Raw genomic sequence first — 16577 nt, forward strand, 5'->3', positions numbered from 1 at the left:
AACCGCTCGCCGAACGCCGCGAGACCGGTCGGGCCCGGCATGGCCGCGGTGATCGCGACGATGTCGTCGCGCCGCTCGGCGTGGGCGATGAGCTCCTGTGAGAACACCGACGTCCACCCGAGCGCCTTCGGGCCGCCCACCGGAACGCCGGTGAGCGGATCGATCGGGTCACAGGCGTGCATCTGGTCGGCGATGTGGTTCTCGGCCGGGGCGTACCCGTGGCCCTTCTGCGTCACCGCGTGCACCACGACCGGCCCGCCGAAGTCCTTGGCCCGGCGCAGCGCCGACTCGAGCGCGGCGATGTCGTGCCCGTCGACCGGGCCGACGTACTTCATGCCGAGGTCGCTGAACAGCTCCTGCGGGCTCACCGCGTCCTTTATCCCGGCCTTCACCGCGTGCATCATCGAGTACGCCGACTCGCCGACCCGCGGGATGCTCTTGATGATGCGCTTGCCCGCGTCGAGCGCGTGCTCGTAGGCGGGCTGGGTGCGCAGCGCGGTCAGCCGGTCGGCCAGGCCGCCGATGGTCGGCGCGTAGGAGCGGCCGTTGTCGTTGACCACGATCACCACCGGCCGGTCGGGCGCGCCCGCGATGTTGTTGAGCGCCTCCCAGCACATGCCGCCGGTGAGCGCGCCGTCGCCGACCACGGCGACCACGTGCCGGTCCTGGCCGGTCAGCGCGAACGCCTTGGCCAGGCCGTCGGCGTAGGACAGCGACGCCGAGGCGTGCGAAGACTCCACCCAGTCGTGCGCGCTCTCCGAGCGGCTCGGGTAGCCGGACAGTCCGCCCTGCTTGCGCAGGGTGTCGAACTCGTCCTTGCGGCCGGTCAGGATCTTGTGCACGTAGGCCTGATGGCCGGTGTCGAAGATCAACGGGTCGGCCGGCGAGTCGAAGATCCGGTGCAGGGCGATGGTCAGCTCGACCACGCCCAGGTTCGGGCCGAGGTGCCCGCCGGTCGCGGCGACCTTCTGCACGAGGAACTCGCGGATCTCGTCCGCCAGCTCACGCAGTTGCGGCGCGGTGAGCGGACGAAGACCTTCGGGCGTGTCGACCCGGGAAAGCACTCCCACCTGAACTCGCTCCCTCCGGATAGCGCTTCTGATCCGATCAGTCTACGGAGCGGCGAGCGGTGCCCTGGAACGAGAACCGAACCGCCGCGCCTGGCAACGACCACCACCAGCCGACATCGGGCCGAAATGTGAGCCTCGGCATACGGTACTCGGCCTACAGTGATCAGGTGGCCAAGGCCGGAGAGGCGATCGAGCGGACAATCGGACCGGGCGTGGTGTCCAGGATCGTCGGCGACGTGTATCGGCTGTGTCTGCCCGACGATTCGGGTACACTCGCCGACTACATTCCGGAACTGGCTGCCGTGCAACCGGATTCATTCGCGTTGTGCCTGGCCACCGCCGACGGGCGGGTCTACGGCACCGGCGACCTGGACGCCTCGTTCACCATCCAGTCCATCTCCAAGCCGTTCACCTACGCGCTCGCGCTCGCCGATCGCGGCACCGAGTTCGTCGACGCGCGCATCGATGTGGAGCCGTCCGGGGAGGCGTTCAACGAGATCAGCCTGGATCCGGTGACCGAGCGTCCGCGCAATCCGATGATCAACGCGGGCGCGATCACCGCCGCGTCGCTGATCACCGGCGCGGACGCGGCCGAGCGATTCGAGCGCGTCCGGCGCTGCTACTCGCGCTTCGCCGGGCGGGAGCTGCGCATGAACGAGGCGGTGTACGCCTCGGAGGCGCGCACCGGTTTCCGCAATCGCGCCATCGGGTACATGCTGCGCTCGTTCGGCATCATCGACTCCGACCCGGACGAGGCGGTCGACCGCTACTTCCGGCAGTGCTCGCTCGACGTGACCTGCCACGATCTCGCGCTGATGGCCGCGACGCTGGCCAACAACGGGCGCAACCCGGTGACCGGCGAGCGCGCGCTGTCGACGGCGCTGACCGAGCGGGTGCTCAGCGTGATGACCACCTGCGGCATGTACAACGCCGCGGGCGACTGGGTGACCAGCGTCGGACTGCCGGCGAAGAGCGGGGTCGGCGGCGGCATCGTCGCGGTGCTGCCGGGCCAGATCGGCCTCGCGGTGTACTCCCCCCGGCTGGACGCACACGGCAACAGCGTGCGCGGCGTCGCGGCGTGTCGCGAGCTGTCGCGGCGGCTCGAACTGCACTTCCTGCATGTCACACGGTCGGCGCGGACCGCGATCCGGGCCGGCTACTCGGTGGCCGAGGTGCCGTCGCGGCTGCGCAGGACGACCGAGGAGATCGCCGTGCTCGCCGAGCACGGGCACCGGGCGCGAGTCTACGAACTGCACGGCGACCTGCTGTTCGCCGGCGCGGAGAGCGCGGTGCGGACCATCGAGGCGCAGGCGGGCGAGCTGGCCGCGCTGGTGGTGGATCTGCGCCGGGTCGGCGAGGTGAGCGCGATCGCCGTGCGGATGATCGACGATCTGCAGGCCGAGCTCGCGGCGATCGGCGTGCGGGTTGCGCTGGTCGACCCGGATGCCAAGCTCGGGCACACCGTGTCGAGCCTGAACCCCGACGATCCGCGCGGGCGGGTGTTCATCGATCGGGACACCGCGACCGAATGGTGCGAGGACATCGTGCTCGACCAGCACCGGCCGGACGACGAGCCGGTGTGCACGTCGATCGCGATCGAGGAGCACCCGGTGCTCGCCGCGCTGGAGAGCGAGGATCGAGCGCGGCTGGTCAAGGAGTTCGAGGTGCGCACCTTCGCGCGCGGCGAGGTGATCGCGCACCGCGGCAGCGCGCGTTCGGGGCTGTATCTGATTCTCGAAGGGCGGGTACGGATCACGTTCGAGGGTGGCGACGGCCGGACGCATCGGCTGGTGAGTCTGTCCTCGGAGATGTCGTTCGGGGAGATCCCGATGCTGGTGGGCACGCCGTTCGTCAACGAGGCGCGGGCGGAGACCGGGGTGCGGGTGGCGGTGCTGAGCCCTGCGCGCTTCGATCAGCTCACCTCGCGCGAGCCGCGGCTGAAGCTGGCGTTGCTCGAGCGCTTGGCGGCGGGGGCGTACGCGCAGATGGACGCGGCGGTGCGCGCGATCGCCGTGCGCGGGGGCGATTATTGAGTTCTCGGGGACGATCGGGGGCGGTGCGCCGTTGTCCACTCGAGAGCTCACCATCGACCGATCGAGGAGTATGCCGTGACCGAGTCCGCGCGTCCTGGAACCATCACGATCTTCGGCAGCGGCACCGCGCGGGCCACGCCGGATCTGATGCGCGTCACCATCTCCGTCGAGTGCCGGGCGAGCAAGGTCGCGGTCGCCTACAGCAGGGCGGGTGAGCGGGTGGCCGGTGTCACGCGATCGCTGCGGTCCGACGGCGTCGCGGGCAAGGACATCGCGACCAGCGGGCTGTCGGTGCACACCGAGACCGTCTGGACCGAGGGCCAGGGCAATCGCATCACCGGCTATCTCGCGAGTACCTCGCTGACCGTGGCGCTGCGCGAACTCGGCGACGACGCCGACCCTGGCCCCGCGACGATCATCGCCAACGCCGTAGAGGCCGGCGGCGACGACGTGCGTCTCGGCGGACTGAATCTGACCTTCGCCGATCAGGACTCGCTGCTCGAGCGGGCGCGGGACGCGGCGTGGGAGAACGCGGTCGCCAAGGCCGAGCAGTTCGCCGGCCGGGCGGGGCGGGCGCTGGGCACGGTGCTCGAGATCACCGAGAACACCTCCGCCGCACCGCCTTCGATTCCCCAGGTGAAGGCGGTGTCGTTCGCGATGGAATACTCCGGCGCCGCGCCCGTTCCGGTCGAGCTCGGTGAGAGCGAGATCTCGGCCGGGATCCGCGTCACCTGGCAACTGGACTAGACGTTCACGATCGGTGTCCGAGGCCCTTGACGACCAGCGTCACGGTGTCGGCGCCCGCGTGCCGATCCTTGGCGATCTCCAGGTACTCCGGCGACTCCGCCCAGGCGCGGAACGCGGGCTCGTCGGGGAACGACAGCAGCACCACCTTCTCACGATCGCTGGAACCCTCGTAGACCTGCGGTGATTCGTCGGCGGCGAGCACCGTGCCGGAGTAACGGGTGAAGACGCCCAGGAAGGCCGCCTGGTATCGGTCGTAGGCGGAGCGGTCGGTGAACTTCAGCTGCGCGATCACGTACACGGTCATGGCAGTGACTCTAAGTCGCGCGGCGCGGCCACGACTTCGCGTCTCGACGAAGAACTTTCGACATCGATGGAACCGGAGGGGCTAGCGTCGCGTCCGAGTAGGTAAGGCAGCACGCCGTCCTAAGGATGCCGGATGATCGCTCGTCGCAACGATTTCGTTCTGTTCCTGCTCGTCGCGTTCGGCGCGGCCTGGGTTCTGGCGTGCGGACCGTGGCTCGATGGCGAGGGCCTGCAATCGGGGCTGTGGCTGCACACCGGCGCCGCGCTGATGATGCTCTCGCCTGCCCTCGGCGTGCTCGCCGTGTGGCGGTACCGGCGGCTGCCCTGGTCTTCGTTGGCGCAGAACGGATTACGGCTGGGCGCGCGACCTCGGCGGACGGTGTGGTTGACCGCGGTCGCCTGGTTCGCCGCGCCGCTGTACCTGTGGGTCGCCTTCGGGGTGAGCGTGCTGTTCGGCGTGTACGTCTTCGAGTTCCCGAGCGGCGACATCGTGGCCGCCTCCGTCCTCGACGCGGTCACCGTCGCCACCCTGGGCACCCTTCCGTTCGCGCTCGGCGAGGAGATCGGCTGGCGCGGTTGGCTGATGCCGCAGCTCACCGGCCGGCTCGGCCTCGCGGGCGCCATCGGCGCCACCGGCGTGATCTGGGCGCTGTGGCACGCGCCGCTCACGCTGCTCGGCTACAACTATCCGAGCCTGGGCGCGTGGGCGGCCTTGGCGTTCATCGGTTTCTGCGTGCCGTTCGGCGCGGTGCTCGGCTGGCTGCGGATGTACACCGGCAGCATCTGGCCGTGCGTCGTCGCGCACGCCGCGTTCAACGGCAGCGCGATGCTGTTCGGGATCTTCGACTCCACCGCGCGGGCGTCGACCCCGCTGCTGGCCGGGTACGGGTTCGTCGGCTGGGGTGTGCTGACGGTCGTCGCGGTGATGCTGTTCGTCTGCTTCCCGGTCCGGCCGGCCGCCGCGCGAACGAAAACCTTTGCCTCCCCGGTGCATCCACGGCCCTCGTTCGGCTGACGCGACGTTGCGTCAAACCCGCGAGCGCGGGCCGCGCGCCGCCTATATTGAGAAGTCGGTCACCGGTTAGGGGTTCGTATGTCGTTCGTGCTTATCGACACACCGCGGCCGCACGTCGCCTTGATCACGCTCAATCGCCCGGATCGCATGAACGCCATGGCCTTCGACGTGATGATCCCGCTGCGCGAGGCGCTCGAGGAGGTGAGCGCCGACAACGACATCCGGGTCGTGGTGCTCACCGGAGCCGGGCAGGGCTTCTGCTCCGGCGCCGACCTCCAGAACTCGGGCAAGGTGCCCAATGTCGAGGGACTCACAACAACCAGCGTCGCGCGCCGCTCGATGGACCTGCTCAATGACGTGATGCTCGCCCTGCGGCGGATGAACCAGCCGGTGATCGGCGCGATCAACGGGGCGGCCATCGGCGGCGGCTTCTGCCTCAGCGTCGCCACCGACATCCGAATCGCGGCCGAGGAGGCCTACTTTCGCGCCGCGGGCATCAACAACGGCCTCACCTCCACCGAACTCGGCATCAGCTACCTGCTGCCGCGCGCCATCGGCTCCTCGCGCGCCTTCGAGATCATGCTGTCCGGCCGCGACGTCGACGCCGCCGAGGCCGAACGCATCGGCCTGGTCACCCGCACCGTCCCCGCCGCCAAACTCCTCGACACCTGCTACGACGTCGCCGAGCGCATCATCAGCTTCAGCCGCGTCGGCACCGAACTCACCAAGCGCATGCTGTGGAGCGGCATGGAGGCGGGCGGCTTCGAATCCCATATGCAGCACGAGGGAATGGCTCAGCTATACGTCCGTCTCACCACCGGCAACTTCGACGAGGCCATGCGCGCCCGCCGCGACCGCAGGCCCCCTATCTACGACGACTGAGCCCGTAATCGTCTATCCAGCAGGACTTTCCACGCAGCCTTAGACGGCCTCCAGGACGAAGAACAGGAAGCACAGGAAACTCGGCTTGTCGCCGATCAGGTCCGGGAACCGCTCGTGCGCGCCCGGCGCCGGGGGCGGTTCGCTGACGACGGCGGTGCGGAAGCCGGTCGCGGTGAACGCGTCGGTCATCGCGTGCAGCGGCCGATGCCAGTAGGTGAGCACCGCCTGCTGGCCGCTGAAGGTGTACTCCTCGGAGTACACGGTGATCGCGAAGTAGTCGCGGTCGGGGTAGACCAGCTTGTAGACGAGTGGATGGTTGACGCACAGGATCAACCTGCCGCCCGGCTTCAGCACGCGCCGCAACTCGGTCAGCGGTGCGATCCAGTCCCGGAAGTAGTGCAGGACAAGGGACGCGATCACATCGTCGAACGCGCCGTCGGCGAACGGCAAGGGGGCGGTGAGGTCGGCGACGCGCAGGTCCGCGTCCGCGCCGAGCCGCCGCTTGGCCAGCTCCACCATCGTGACGCTGGCATCGAATCCGGTCACCGTCGCACCCCGGTCACGCAGCGTCGCGGCGATGGGACCGGAGCCGCACGCCGCGTCGAGAACGTGCCTGCCCGCCACATCCCCGGCCAGATTCACGATCGCGGGTCGCGCGTAGTAGGCATTGAAGAGGTTGGCCTCCGATTCGGAGGTGTACGCCTCGCCGAAGGTGTCGTAGTCGTTGACCACGGCGGAGCCGGCTGAACCTTCTTCAGGAGCGGACATGCGGTCCATACTTGCGGGATTCAGCCTGTCCCGCAACGGATTCGGGCACCCCGGTCAGTCGGCAGCTATCCAAGCAAGCGCTTGGTTGTACGCTGAGGCGACTGCTGACAGTGGGGAAGGTGGCGGCTTGCGAACTCTCGAATGTGATGTCGACGCGGCATGGATCGATATCAACAACCACATGAACGCCCAGTACTACGGGATCGTGGTCTATCGCGCGCATGCCGCGTTCACCGACGCCCTCGGCCTCGGTGACGACTACGTCCGGACAACAGGTTTCGGGAAAGTTGTCGTGCAGACCGCCATGACCTACGAACGAGAGGTGCTGTACGGGTCACGGCTGGCCGTGGATTCCTGGTTGCTGGGCGTGGACGCCAAGCGGCTGCACTTCTTCCACGAGGTACACAATCTCGGCGACCAGATGCGGGTGGCCGTGTCCGAACAGTTGGACCTGCACGTCGATCTCGGGACGAGAAGAACCGCGCCGATGCCCGCCGACGTCCTCACCCGGCTTACCGACTTCGTGGCCGAACAGCGGGAGGCGGGTCGTCCCGAAGGCGTGGGGCGCACGATCAGATTCCCGCGTAGCTGAGGATCGGCGAATGGGGATGTCACCGAGAACTGCTTTGGCCACTCGCTCCTGATGGGCAGCCAGTGCGCAAGCGTTGCAGACCTTTCCAGCGAATGCCTGCACGACGCAGTGTTGCACGGCCGCCTGGCAAGCACTCCCCGGCCATCAGGCGAATGTTGCACGACACCACCGGCGGACCAGCCAGAAGCACAATCGAATCCGTACCTCTTCCCGAATCAGCACCCGGGCGGAGCCAGGGGTCGGAGGCGTGCGGATCCCGGGAAACAGTGCGGACCCCTGTCCAGCGCCGCATTGCCTACGCCCGCCGATCGTGCGGGCCCGGCAAGCGATGCGCGAGGGACAGCAGGCGTTCCCGCTCGGCGAATGGTGCGCGGAGCCAGCAAGCATGCGCAGCTGCTCGCGCCTATTGCGCAGGTGCTGAGCAAGCATCACCCGGCTCCCCGGCGCAGGGTTGCGCCCGCGCGTCAAGTCTTGCGCGGGGGCAGGGCAAGCGATGCGCGGGTACCCGGCAAGCGCCCGCACGGGAAGCGGTGCACGGCCGCTCGCGTGTAGTGGGCTGGAGCACAGGGCGGATGGCGCGGCTGCCGGCGCAGTATTGCGGGAGGACTGGAGACATGCGTGCACGGTGCAGTGCCGCCGGCCGCTCGGCTGAAGTTGTTGTGGCGCTATGGGTTCGGGCGTTCGAGCAAGGCGAGGCATTCTACGTGGTGGGTGGCGGGGAAGGCGTCGAAGGCGCGGAGGTCGGTGAGGTGGTAGCCGGCGGCGCGGTAGAGGGCTAGGTCGCGGGCGAAAGAGGCTGGGTCGCAGCCGATGTGGATGATGCGGAGGGGGCCGGTGGCGGTGAGTGCGGTGATGACGTCCTTGCCCGCGCCCGCGCGTGGGGGGTCCAGGACGATGGTGTCGGGGGCCGCGCCGCCGACTTGGCCGGCGACCCAACGCTCCACTCGCTGGGCGTGCAGGTCCAGCCATGGGAGGTCGCGCAGTGCCGCGGTGCCGTCGGCGACCGCGGAGCGGGCCGACTCCACCGCGAGGACCGCGCCGGTCGGCCCGACCTGTTCGGCCAGCCGAGACCCGAAAACCCCTACCCCGCTGTACAAGTCCCAGGCGAGGCCGCCGGGGCGCAGGCCCGACCACTCCGCCACCAGGTCCGAATAGCATTGCGCCGCACCGCGATGCGCCTGCCAGAACCCGGTCGCCGAGACCTCCCACCGCCGCCCCGCGACATACTCGACCGCCCGCCCCGACCCGGCGACCACCCACTCGTCCCGCGCCGCATGCGTAGCCGCCCGCCGCGCCGAAGCACTCCGCCGCTCCCCTTCCCCTCGCCCCTCGCCGTCGAACCGCTCCGCCGCACGCCCACCACTAGGGTCGGCAGCTCGGTGATCGGCCTGCGCCCGAGCCGGAGGCGCACTCTCGTCGCGCCCGCGCGAACCGCCACGCGCACCGCCGAACTCGTCGCCGCCACGCTCGTCCCGATCAGCGCCACCACCCTCATCGGACATCGGCGACTCGCCTCGCCCACGCGGACCTACCCCGTCAGCACCGCGCCGACCGACTTCGTCACGACCGCGACGGCCCGCACCGCCGCGCGACTCCGCGCGGCCGGCCGACGTCTGGTCGCCACCGTCGGCCCCAACACGACCATCGCCGCCACGGTCATCGCACCCGGCACTGCGCCGACCACGGTCGCTCATGTCGCCGGACCACCGGCCCTCGTTCATATCGACGCCGCGATCGTCTGGTCCCACATCGCGACGGCTGGCACCGCCACGCGACTCTGCGCGGCCGGCCGACAGCCGGTCATCACCGCCGGGCAACTCCGCGCGGCCGGCCGACATCTGGTCGCCACCGTCGGCCCCAACACGACCATCGCCGCCACGGTCATCGCACCCGGCACTGCGCCGACCACAGTCGCTCATGTCGCCGGACCACCCGCCGTCGCTCTCATCGACGCCGCGATCGCTCGGGTCCCCATCACGACGTGTGGCACCTCCGCGCCGCACGCCACCGATTTCACCGGGACGGCGTCGATCGGCGCGGCCGAAGTTGACTCCGGGCATGTCGATGGCCGGCTTGCCGCCTGGACGGCGGTTGTCGCGTTCGGAACCGCCGGGAGTGTCGCCGCCACGCACCTCGCCGCCGGGCTTGCCCGCTGGACGGCGCTGGCCTCGCTCGGAACCGCCGCGTTCGTCGGGTCCGCGCACCTCCTGATCGTCGGCGCGGAATCGGCGACCGCGCGCCCCAGGCCCGTCGGTCCGTCCACGGCGATCGCGCTGGTTTCCGCGACGTCCATCGCGCGGCTCGGCGCGCTGCCACTGTCCCCCTTGCGATTTGCGGCGTTCTCCCTCGAGCGCGGGTGACAGTTCTACGATGTGCCGCACCCCGTCACCGTCGACGGCGATCACGAGATCGGCTCCGGGGGTCCACAATCGATCCCCCACCCCGTCGAGCGCGCCTGAAACGGGTTGGGGGCAGCGGAGATCCGGGATGACCTCGGTGCTGCGGTAGCGGTGGACGCCCGCTCGCCCCTCGGCGTCGACGGCCAGCCGGATGCGGGTGCGCCAACCGCCGGTGGCGTCGCCCGCGCCGGTGATCGGCTCGACGACCACCTCACGATCGATCCCCGCGAGCCGGCGCAGCTGCTCGGCGACCACCGAAGCCTTCAGCGCCCGTTGCGCTTTCGGGGTGGCGTAGGAGAAATCACAGCAGCCCGCGCCGCCTGGGCCGGAGACCGGGCAGGTCGCGGGCACACGGTCGGGAGACGGCTCGAGGATCTCCACCGCGTCGGCGCGACAGAACGACCCGCCGCGATCCTCGGTGACCCGCACTCGCACCAGTTCACCGGGCAGTCCGTGCCGGACGAACACCACGCGACCCTCGTGCCTGCCGACACAGAACCCGCCGTGGCCGGGCGGCCCGAGGCGCACCTCGAAAGTGCTGTCGCGCCAATCGGTCATGAGCGGTCGTCGAAACCGCGACGCACCGCACCCGGCGCGTTCACCATGCCGGGCGTGCGCGCCCGCGTCGACGAGCTCAGCTGCCACGGCACGCTGGTCACCATCACGCCCGGCTCGAAAAGCAGCCGCCCCTTCAGCCGCAACGCACTCTGGTTGTGCAACACCTGTTCCCACCAGTGCCCCACCACGTACTCGGGGATGAACACGGTCACCACGTCGCGCGGCGAATCCTTGCGCACCCGCTTCACGTAATCCAGTACGGGCTTGGTGATCTCACGGTAGGGCGACTCGATCACCTTGAGCGGCACGGTGACATCGCTCTGCTCCCACTCGCGCACGAGCGCCCGCGTATCGGCCTCGTCGACATTCACGGTGATCGCCTCCAGAGTGTCCGGCCGGGTGGCGCGGGCATAGGCGAGCGCGCGCCGAGTCGGCAGATGCAGCTTGGACACCAGCACGATCGAGTGCGACCGGCTCGGCAGCACGCCGTCCCACTCCTGCTCCTCCAGCTCGCGCGAGACCGAATCGTAGTGCCGGTGAATCATTTTCATCACGATGAAGATCGCCACCATGGTGCAGATGGCGATGTAGGCGCCGGCGAAGAACTTGGTGATGAGCACGATGATCAGCACCGTGCCGGTCGCGCTGAGCCCCACCGCGTTGATCACCCTGGACCGCTTCATCCGCGAGCGCTGCGCCGGGTCGGCCTCGGTGCGCAGCAACCGGGTCCAGTGCCGCAGCATGCCGGTCTGGCTCAGTACGAAGGAGACGAACACGCCGACGATGTAAAGCTGGATCAGCTTGGTGACCTCGGCGCCGAACAGCACCACGAACGCGATCGCGGCGCCGGAGAGGAACAGGATGCCGTTGCTGAACGCCAGCCGATCGCCGCGGGTGTGCAGCTGCCGGGGCAGGTAACGGTCCTGCGCCAGAATCGAACCGAGCACCGGGAAGCCGTTGAACGCGGTGTTCGCGGCGAGCACGAGGATCAGCGCGGTCACCGTCGTGATGAAGAAGAACCCGATCGGGAACCCGTGGAACACCGTCTCGGCGAGCTGCGCGATCAGCGTCTTCTGGTGGTAGCCGGGCGGCGCGCCGATCAGGTCGTCCTCGTTGTGCGCGTAGACGATCCCGATCTTCTGGGCCAGGATGATGATGCCCATGAGCAGCACGATCGCGATCGTGCCGAGCATCAGCAGGGTCGTGGCGGCATTGCGCGACTTCGGCTTACGGAACGCGGGCACGCCGTTGCTGATCGCCTCGACGCCGGTCAGCGCGGCACAGCCGGAGGAGAACGAGCGGGCGATCAAGAAGGCGAAGGCGAGTCCGTACAGGTGCTCGTCCTCGGCCTTCAACCCGAACCCGGCCGACTCGGCCCGCAGATCGTCGCCGAGGACGAAAATTCGGAACAGTCCCCAGCCGAGCATGACGAACATGCCGACGATGAACGCGTAGGTCGGAATCGCGAAGGTGGTACCCGACTCGCGGATGCCGCGCAGATTGATCGCGGTGAGGATGCCGATCGCGACCACGGCGAACAGCACCTTGTGCGTGGCGACGAACGGTATGGCCGACCCGATATTGGACGCGGCCGAGGAGATCGAGACGGCCACCGTGAGCACATAGTCGACGAGCAGCGCGCTGCCGACGGTCAGGCCTGCGGTCGGCCCGAGATTCGTCGTCGCCACCTCGTAGTCGCCGCCGCCGGACGGGTACGCGTGCACGTTTTGCCGATAGCTTGCTACGACCACCGCCATGACCACGGCGACGGCCAGACCGACCCAGGGGGCGTAGACGTAGGCGGAGATGCCGGCGGCGGAGAGGACCAGGAAGATCTCCTCCGGCGCGTAGGCGACCGAGGACATGGCGTCGGAGGCGAACACGGGGAGGGCGATGCGCTTCGGCAGCAGGGTATGGCCAAGCGAATCACTACGGAATGGCCTGCCCAGCAGCATTCGTTTAGCTGCCGTCGTCAACTTGGACACTGGAGCGAGCATAGCGGCATGCATGTCAGGGCTGGAGACGGCAGCGCCGTATAACGGACGCAGGCCCCATGCATGCCGCAGATCCAACACAGCGGCATGCATGTCAGGGGCGGGCGCGGCGGCACCGTTTGACCTCGGGTCCCCCGCGGGGTTTGGTCGGGTGGCGGAGGGGGAACGTGGCCGATGGAATGATTCGGCGGGTACCGTTCCACCGAATAATAAGCAGACCGAACGCTTGGTCCAGGAACGAGGTTGCACGGGTGTACGTAGTGATCATGGGTTGTGGGCGCGTCGGGTCGGCGCTGGCCCGTGCCCTGGTCCGGGTCGGCCACGAGGTCACTGTGATCGATCGGGACCAGGCCGCCTTTCTGCGCCTCGGTCCCGACTTCACCGGCGAGCGCGTGACCGGCGTCGGTTTCGATCGAGATGTGCTGGTACGGGCGGGAATCGAGCGGGCCGACGCGTTCGCCGCGGTCTCCTCCGGCGACAACTCCAACATCATCTCCGCGCGGGTGGCCCGCGAGATGTTCGGCGTCGAGCGGGTGGTCGCCCGCATCTACGACGCGAAGCGCGCCGCGGTCTACGAGCGGCTGGGCATCCCCACCATCGCCACCGTGCCGTGGACGACCGACCGGTTCCTGCGCGCGCTCATCGGCGACAACAGCACCACCACCTGGCGCGACCCCACGGGCGAGGTCGCTGTGACACAGCTGACGCTGCACGAGGATTGGTATGGCCGGACGGTGCGCGATCTGGAACGCGATGTGCACGTGCGCGTCGCGTTCATCATTCGATTCGGCCAGGGCCTGCTGCCCGACAGCAAGACCATCGTGCAGGCCGACGACGTCGTCTACGTCGCCGCGACCTCCGGTTCCGTGGGTGAGGCCATCGCGTTGGCCGGCAAGCCCCCCGTGAGCGAGGACTGAACATGAAAGTGGCCATCGCCGGGGCCGGCGCCGTCGGCCGATCCATCGCCAGGGAGTTGCTGCGCGGCGGACACAGCGTCATGCTGCTCGAGCGGCAACTCGACCACATCGAGCCGGACGCGATCCCGGACGCGGTGTGGGTGCACGCCGACGCCTGCGAGCTCGCGCTGCTCGAGGACGCCGGTCTGGAGACCTACGAGGTGGTCATCGCGGCCACCGGCGACGACAAGGCCAATCTGGTGCACAGCCTGCTTGCCAAGACCGAGTTCGGCGTGCGCCGGGTGGTGGCGCGGGTGAACGATCCGCGCAACGAGTGGCTCTTCGACTCCTCCTGGGGCATCGACGTCGCCGTGTCGACGCCGCGGCTGCTCGCCTCGCTCGTCGAGGAGGCGGTCACCGTCGGCGATCTGGTGCGGTTGATGACGCTGCGGCAGGGTCAGGCCAACCTGGTCGAGATCACGCTGCCCGGCGACACCGGGCTGGCCGGAAAGCCGGTCCGCACGCTCACCCTTCCGCGCGACGCCGCCCTGGTGACGATCCTGCGCGGCGGCCGGGTGATCGTGCCGCAGCCCGACGATCCGTTCGAGGGCGACGACGAGCTGCTGTTCGTGACCTCGGTGGAGGCCGAGGAGGACCTGCGGGTCGAACTCGCCAACCACGGCATCAAGCCTTGACTCCCCGACAGGGCTGATGCGCAGGCCGGCGAGTTTCACGCCGCCTTCAGTTCGGCGCGCAGCTTGTTCAGCGCGCGGTGCTGCATCACCCGGACGACGCCGGGGCTCGTGCCGATCGCCTCGGCGGTCTGCGCCGCCGACCAGCCGAGCACGATGCGCATGACCAGCACCTCGCGGTGCGCGGGCGCCAGGACCTTCATGAGTTCTTTGGTGGCCGCGCGCCGTTCGAGCGCCAGCGCCCACTCCTCGGGCCCGGCCTCGGTGGACGGTGCGTCCGGCATCTCCGCCATCGGGTAGGTGGGGTGCAGCTGGGAGCGCCGGAACGCGTCGGCGACCTTGTTCGAGGCGATGCCGTACACGAAGGCGAGGAAGGACTTGCCCTGGTCGCGGTAGCGCGGGATGGCGTTGACGGTGGCGATCAGGATCTCCTGCACCACGTCGTCGGCGGTGACCTGCAGATGGCCCGTATTCCCCAGGCGCGCACCGCAATACCGGCGCACCAGCGGGTGGATGACGCGAACGATGTCGGTCACGGCGTTGCGATCGCCCGACGCGGCCGGGCCGATCAGCCGGTCCAGCTCGGCGGCCACGCGGCGGCTCTCCGACAGGGCCGGATTGTGCTTCTTCGACAGTGCTGCGGTGTTGTGCTCGGTAGCCACGTCCGAGTCCTTCCTACGATCGTTTTCGCCTACGCAACGATCGTCTGATGAACTCGGCTCACCCTCCAGACACCCCAGGGTGGGTAACCACCCACCTAGACGGTGAAAATCGCACCACCCCTGAGTGTTTTCGCGGTGGAGATCCGCGCGGTTAACGCCCTACGCGGGCTCGGCGGCCACCGAGGACTTGGTGGGCAGGTGACCCGCCCGGCGCACGGCCCACACGGTGACCGCCAGCGCGACCGCGGTCAACGGCCAGCCCATGGCGATGCGGGTGAACGCGAGCCAGCCGGTGCGGTCGGTGTCGTAGAGCTGCGACTGCACCAGGTAGCGGGCGCCGAAGACGACCACCCAGGCGGCGGTCGCGAGGTAGTACAGGCGCTGCACGCGCCGATCGGCGCGCCAGTCGGTGCCGTGGCCGTTCAGCACGCCCCAGATCACGCCGACCAGCGGCCAGCGCACCAGCATGGAGACGAGGAAGACGCCCGCGTAGACGAGGCTGGTGTAGATGCCGAACAGGAAGAAGCCCTTGGCCTCACCCATCCGGTAGGCGATGAACGCGCAGATGCCGACGCCGAGGAAGCCGGAGATGGCGGGCTGGATGGGGCTGCGCCGGATGAGACGCCAGACCAGGATGAGCGCGGCGGCGGCGAGGGCCGCCCAGATCGCAGCGGTCAGGCCGGCGAAGCTGTTGACCGGGACGAAGACGACGACTGGAACCGTCGAATAGATCAGGCCGCTGAAGCCGCCCAACTGTTCGAGCAACGTCTGTTCGGCCGCTACCTCGTCAGGGTCTGGAGCCGCACCGGGCTCGAGCTGTTCGGCCGAGGGGGTGTGTGCGCCCGAAGGGGCGTTGTCGTTGCTCGATGGCATACGTCAGCTGTTCCCGCGCAGTTCGTAGTAGGGGTTGTAGATCACCTTGCGGCCGTCTCGATCGCCGACGCGGCCGCGAACCAAGATACGCCGACCCGGTTCGATGCCCGGGATGCGCCGACGGCCGATCCACACCAGGGTGATGGCATCGGTTCCGTCGAAGAACTCCGCCTGCACAGTGGCGCCCGCGGACTTCGAACACGCTTCGACGCTGCGCAGCTTACCGAGCATCGTCGCTTCGTCGCCGCGGCGACACTCCGACGCGCGGCACGCCCCGGAGGCCTCCGATTTCTCGGCGAGCTCCTCGGCGTCCAACTGGTCGAGATCCTCGGTCAGTCTGCGGCCCAGACGTCGAAAATACCCTGAGGCAGCGGATGACATTTCGCACGCTCTCCTGCATAGAGCAGACAGTGTGGATCGCACACCATCGTGGATTTCCAGCACGACCGGCGTTGGACGTACACACGCCACTGTAGATGCACCCACACACCCCCGCTACGCTCGGACCGGTGTTCGACTCCCCACACCCCGTGTCGGCCGCCCACACCGTCGTGGCGTTGCCCGGCACCGGATCCGACGCGGATTTCGCCCGTCGCGCGTTCGAGCCCGCCTGCATAGCGCGCCGTCTCGGCGTGGTCGCGGTGGAGCCGGACCCCACCGCGGTGGTCGCGAGTTATCGGGCCGCGCTCGACGCGGCGGCCGCCGCCGGACCGATTGTTGTGGCGGGAATCTCGTTGGGCGCGGCGGTCGCGATCGAGTGGGCGGCCGAGCATCCGGACCGGACCGTCGGGGTGGTCGCGGCGCTGCCCGCGTGGACCGGACCCGACACCGCCGCCTGCCCCGCCGCGCTCAGTGCGTCGGCGACGGCGTCGCAGTTGCGGGCCGACGGACTGGACGCGGTGATCGAGCGGATGCGGGCGGGCAGTCCCCCATGGCTCGCCGACGCGCTCACCCAGTCGTGGCGCTCGCAGTGGCCGAATCTGCCTGCGGCACTGGAGGAAGCGGCCGACTACAAATGGCCGGGCACCGAGCGACTCGGCACCCTGGAGGCTCCGACGGCGGTCATCACCGCCGTCGACGACCCCGTCCACCC

16 protein-coding genes and 2 pseudogenes are annotated in these 16577 nt (G+C 69.1%); 9 read left to right on the plus strand and 9 right to left on the minus strand.

The genetic code is table 11. The annotated features are described in order from the left end of the window. Positions 1-1070 (minus strand): 1-deoxy-D-xylulose-5-phosphate synthase N-terminal domain-containing protein (locus ON39_RS20805; RefSeq protein ID WP_040736807.1); only part of this gene is annotated, 1070 nt, incomplete at its 3' end. 167 nt (positions 1071-1237) lie between these two features. Between ON39_RS20805 and glsA the strand changes: the two genes are divergently transcribed. Both glsA and ON39_RS20815 read left to right on the plus strand, forming a co-directional pair. Then, positions 1238-3103: a glutaminase A gene (glsA, locus tag ON39_RS20810; protein ID WP_085998230.1), complete on the plus strand. Its 1866-nt coding sequence runs from the start codon at positions 1238-1240 to the stop codon at positions 3101-3103. Positions 3104-3178: 75 nt separating this feature from the next. Then, positions 3179-3850, plus strand: a complete 672-nt coding sequence (locus ON39_RS20815; RefSeq protein ID WP_040736809.1) for an SIMPL domain-containing protein — start codon at positions 3179-3181, stop codon at positions 3848-3850. Positions 3851-3854: 4 nt separating this feature from the next. Here ON39_RS20815 and ON39_RS20820 read toward each other — a convergent pair whose 3' ends face one another. Then, positions 3855-4154, minus strand: a complete 300-nt coding sequence (locus tag ON39_RS20820) for a DUF1330 domain-containing protein (RefSeq protein ID WP_040736811.1) — start codon at positions 4152-4154, stop codon at positions 3855-3857. Positions 4155-4286: 132 nt separating this feature from the next. Between ON39_RS20820 and ON39_RS20825 the strand changes: the two genes are divergently transcribed. Together ON39_RS20825 and ON39_RS20830 are read left to right on the plus strand one after the other, a co-directional pair. Beyond that, positions 4287-5168: a CPBP family intramembrane glutamic endopeptidase gene (locus ON39_RS20825; RefSeq protein ID WP_051186860.1), complete on the plus strand. Its 882-nt coding sequence runs from the start codon at positions 4287-4289 to the stop codon at positions 5166-5168. Positions 5169-5246: 78 nt separating this feature from the next. Then, positions 5247-6050: an enoyl-CoA hydratase gene (locus ON39_RS20830; RefSeq protein WP_040736813.1), complete on the plus strand. Its 804-nt coding sequence runs from the start codon at positions 5247-5249 to the stop codon at positions 6048-6050. 39 nt (positions 6051-6089) lie between these two features. Here the strand turns inward: ON39_RS20830 and ON39_RS20835 are convergent, their stop codons facing one another. Then, the gene (locus ON39_RS20835) at positions 6090-6818 is read right to left on the minus strand and encodes a class I SAM-dependent methyltransferase (protein WP_040736826.1); all 729 of its coding nucleotides are present in this window, start codon (positions 6816-6818) and stop codon (positions 6090-6092) included. Between the two features lie 127 nt (positions 6819-6945). Here ON39_RS20835 and ON39_RS20840 point away from each other — a divergent pair, with 127 nt between their 5' ends. Further along, entirely contained in the window at positions 6946-7410 is a 465-nt protein-coding gene (locus tag ON39_RS20840; RefSeq protein ID WP_157195500.1) for a thioesterase family protein, read from the plus strand. A 665-nt stretch (positions 7411-8075) separates the two neighbouring features. Here the strand turns inward: ON39_RS20840 and ON39_RS47450 are convergent. After that, positions 8076-8738, minus strand: a pseudogene (locus ON39_RS47450) (class I SAM-dependent RNA methyltransferase); the annotation flags it as partial. A gap of 51 nt (positions 8739-8789) precedes the next feature. Between ON39_RS47450 and ON39_RS50740 the strand changes: the two are divergent. Further along, positions 8790-9770, plus strand: coding sequence for a hypothetical protein (locus ON39_RS50740; RefSeq protein ID WP_246003235.1), 981 nt, complete (start codon positions 8790-8792; stop codon positions 9768-9770). Between the two features lie 501 nt (positions 9771-10271). Here the strand turns inward: ON39_RS50740 and ON39_RS51500 are convergent. Together ON39_RS51500 and ON39_RS20850 are read right to left on the minus strand one after the other, a co-directional pair. Next, positions 10272-10367, minus strand: a pseudogene (locus ON39_RS51500) (hypothetical protein); the annotation flags it as partial. Further along, entirely contained in the window at positions 10364-12352 is a 1989-nt protein-coding gene (locus ON39_RS20850) for an APC family permease (RefSeq protein ID WP_040736814.1), read from the minus strand. The pseudogene ON39_RS51500 and the gene ON39_RS20850, both read right to left, overlap by 4 nt. Positions 12353-12540: 188 nt before the next feature. On the opposite strand from ON39_RS20850, the gene ON39_RS20855 reads away from it, so the two are divergent. Further along, the gene (locus tag ON39_RS20855; protein WP_373283713.1) at positions 12541-13278 is read left to right on the plus strand and encodes a potassium channel family protein; all 738 of its coding nucleotides are present in this window, start codon (positions 12541-12543) and stop codon (positions 13276-13278) included. 2 nt (positions 13279-13280) lie between these two features. Further along, positions 13281-13952, plus strand: coding sequence for a potassium channel family protein (locus ON39_RS20860; RefSeq protein WP_040736818.1), 672 nt, complete (start codon positions 13281-13283; stop codon positions 13950-13952). Positions 13953-13987: 35 nt separating this feature from the next. Here the strand turns inward: ON39_RS20860 and ON39_RS20865 are convergent, their stop codons facing one another. The 3 genes from ON39_RS20865 to ON39_RS20875 form a co-directional block, all read right to left on the minus strand. Continuing rightward, positions 13988-14611 (minus strand): sigma-70 family RNA polymerase sigma factor, encoded by a 624-nt coding sequence (locus ON39_RS20865; protein WP_083894583.1) that lies wholly within the window; start codon positions 14609-14611, stop codon positions 13988-13990. Positions 14612-14770: 159 nt separating this feature from the next. Continuing rightward, positions 14771-15484: a DUF3159 domain-containing protein gene (locus ON39_RS20870; RefSeq protein ID WP_040736819.1), complete on the minus strand. Its 714-nt coding sequence runs from the start codon at positions 15482-15484 to the stop codon at positions 14771-14773. A gap of 3 nt (positions 15485-15487) precedes the next feature. Continuing rightward, entirely contained in the window at positions 15488-15865 is a 378-nt protein-coding gene (locus ON39_RS20875) for an OB-fold nucleic acid binding domain-containing protein (protein ID WP_040736821.1), read from the minus strand. Positions 15866-15993: 128 nt separating this feature from the next. Here ON39_RS20875 and ON39_RS20880 point away from each other — a divergent pair. Further along, positions 15994-16577 (plus strand): alpha/beta fold hydrolase (locus tag ON39_RS20880; RefSeq protein WP_040736832.1); only part of this gene is annotated, 584 nt, incomplete at its 3' end.

Source organism: Nocardia tenerifensis NBRC 101015, from assembly GCF_000308715.1.
GTDB lineage: Bacteria > Actinomycetota > Actinomycetes > Mycobacteriales > Mycobacteriaceae > Nocardia > Nocardia tenerifensis.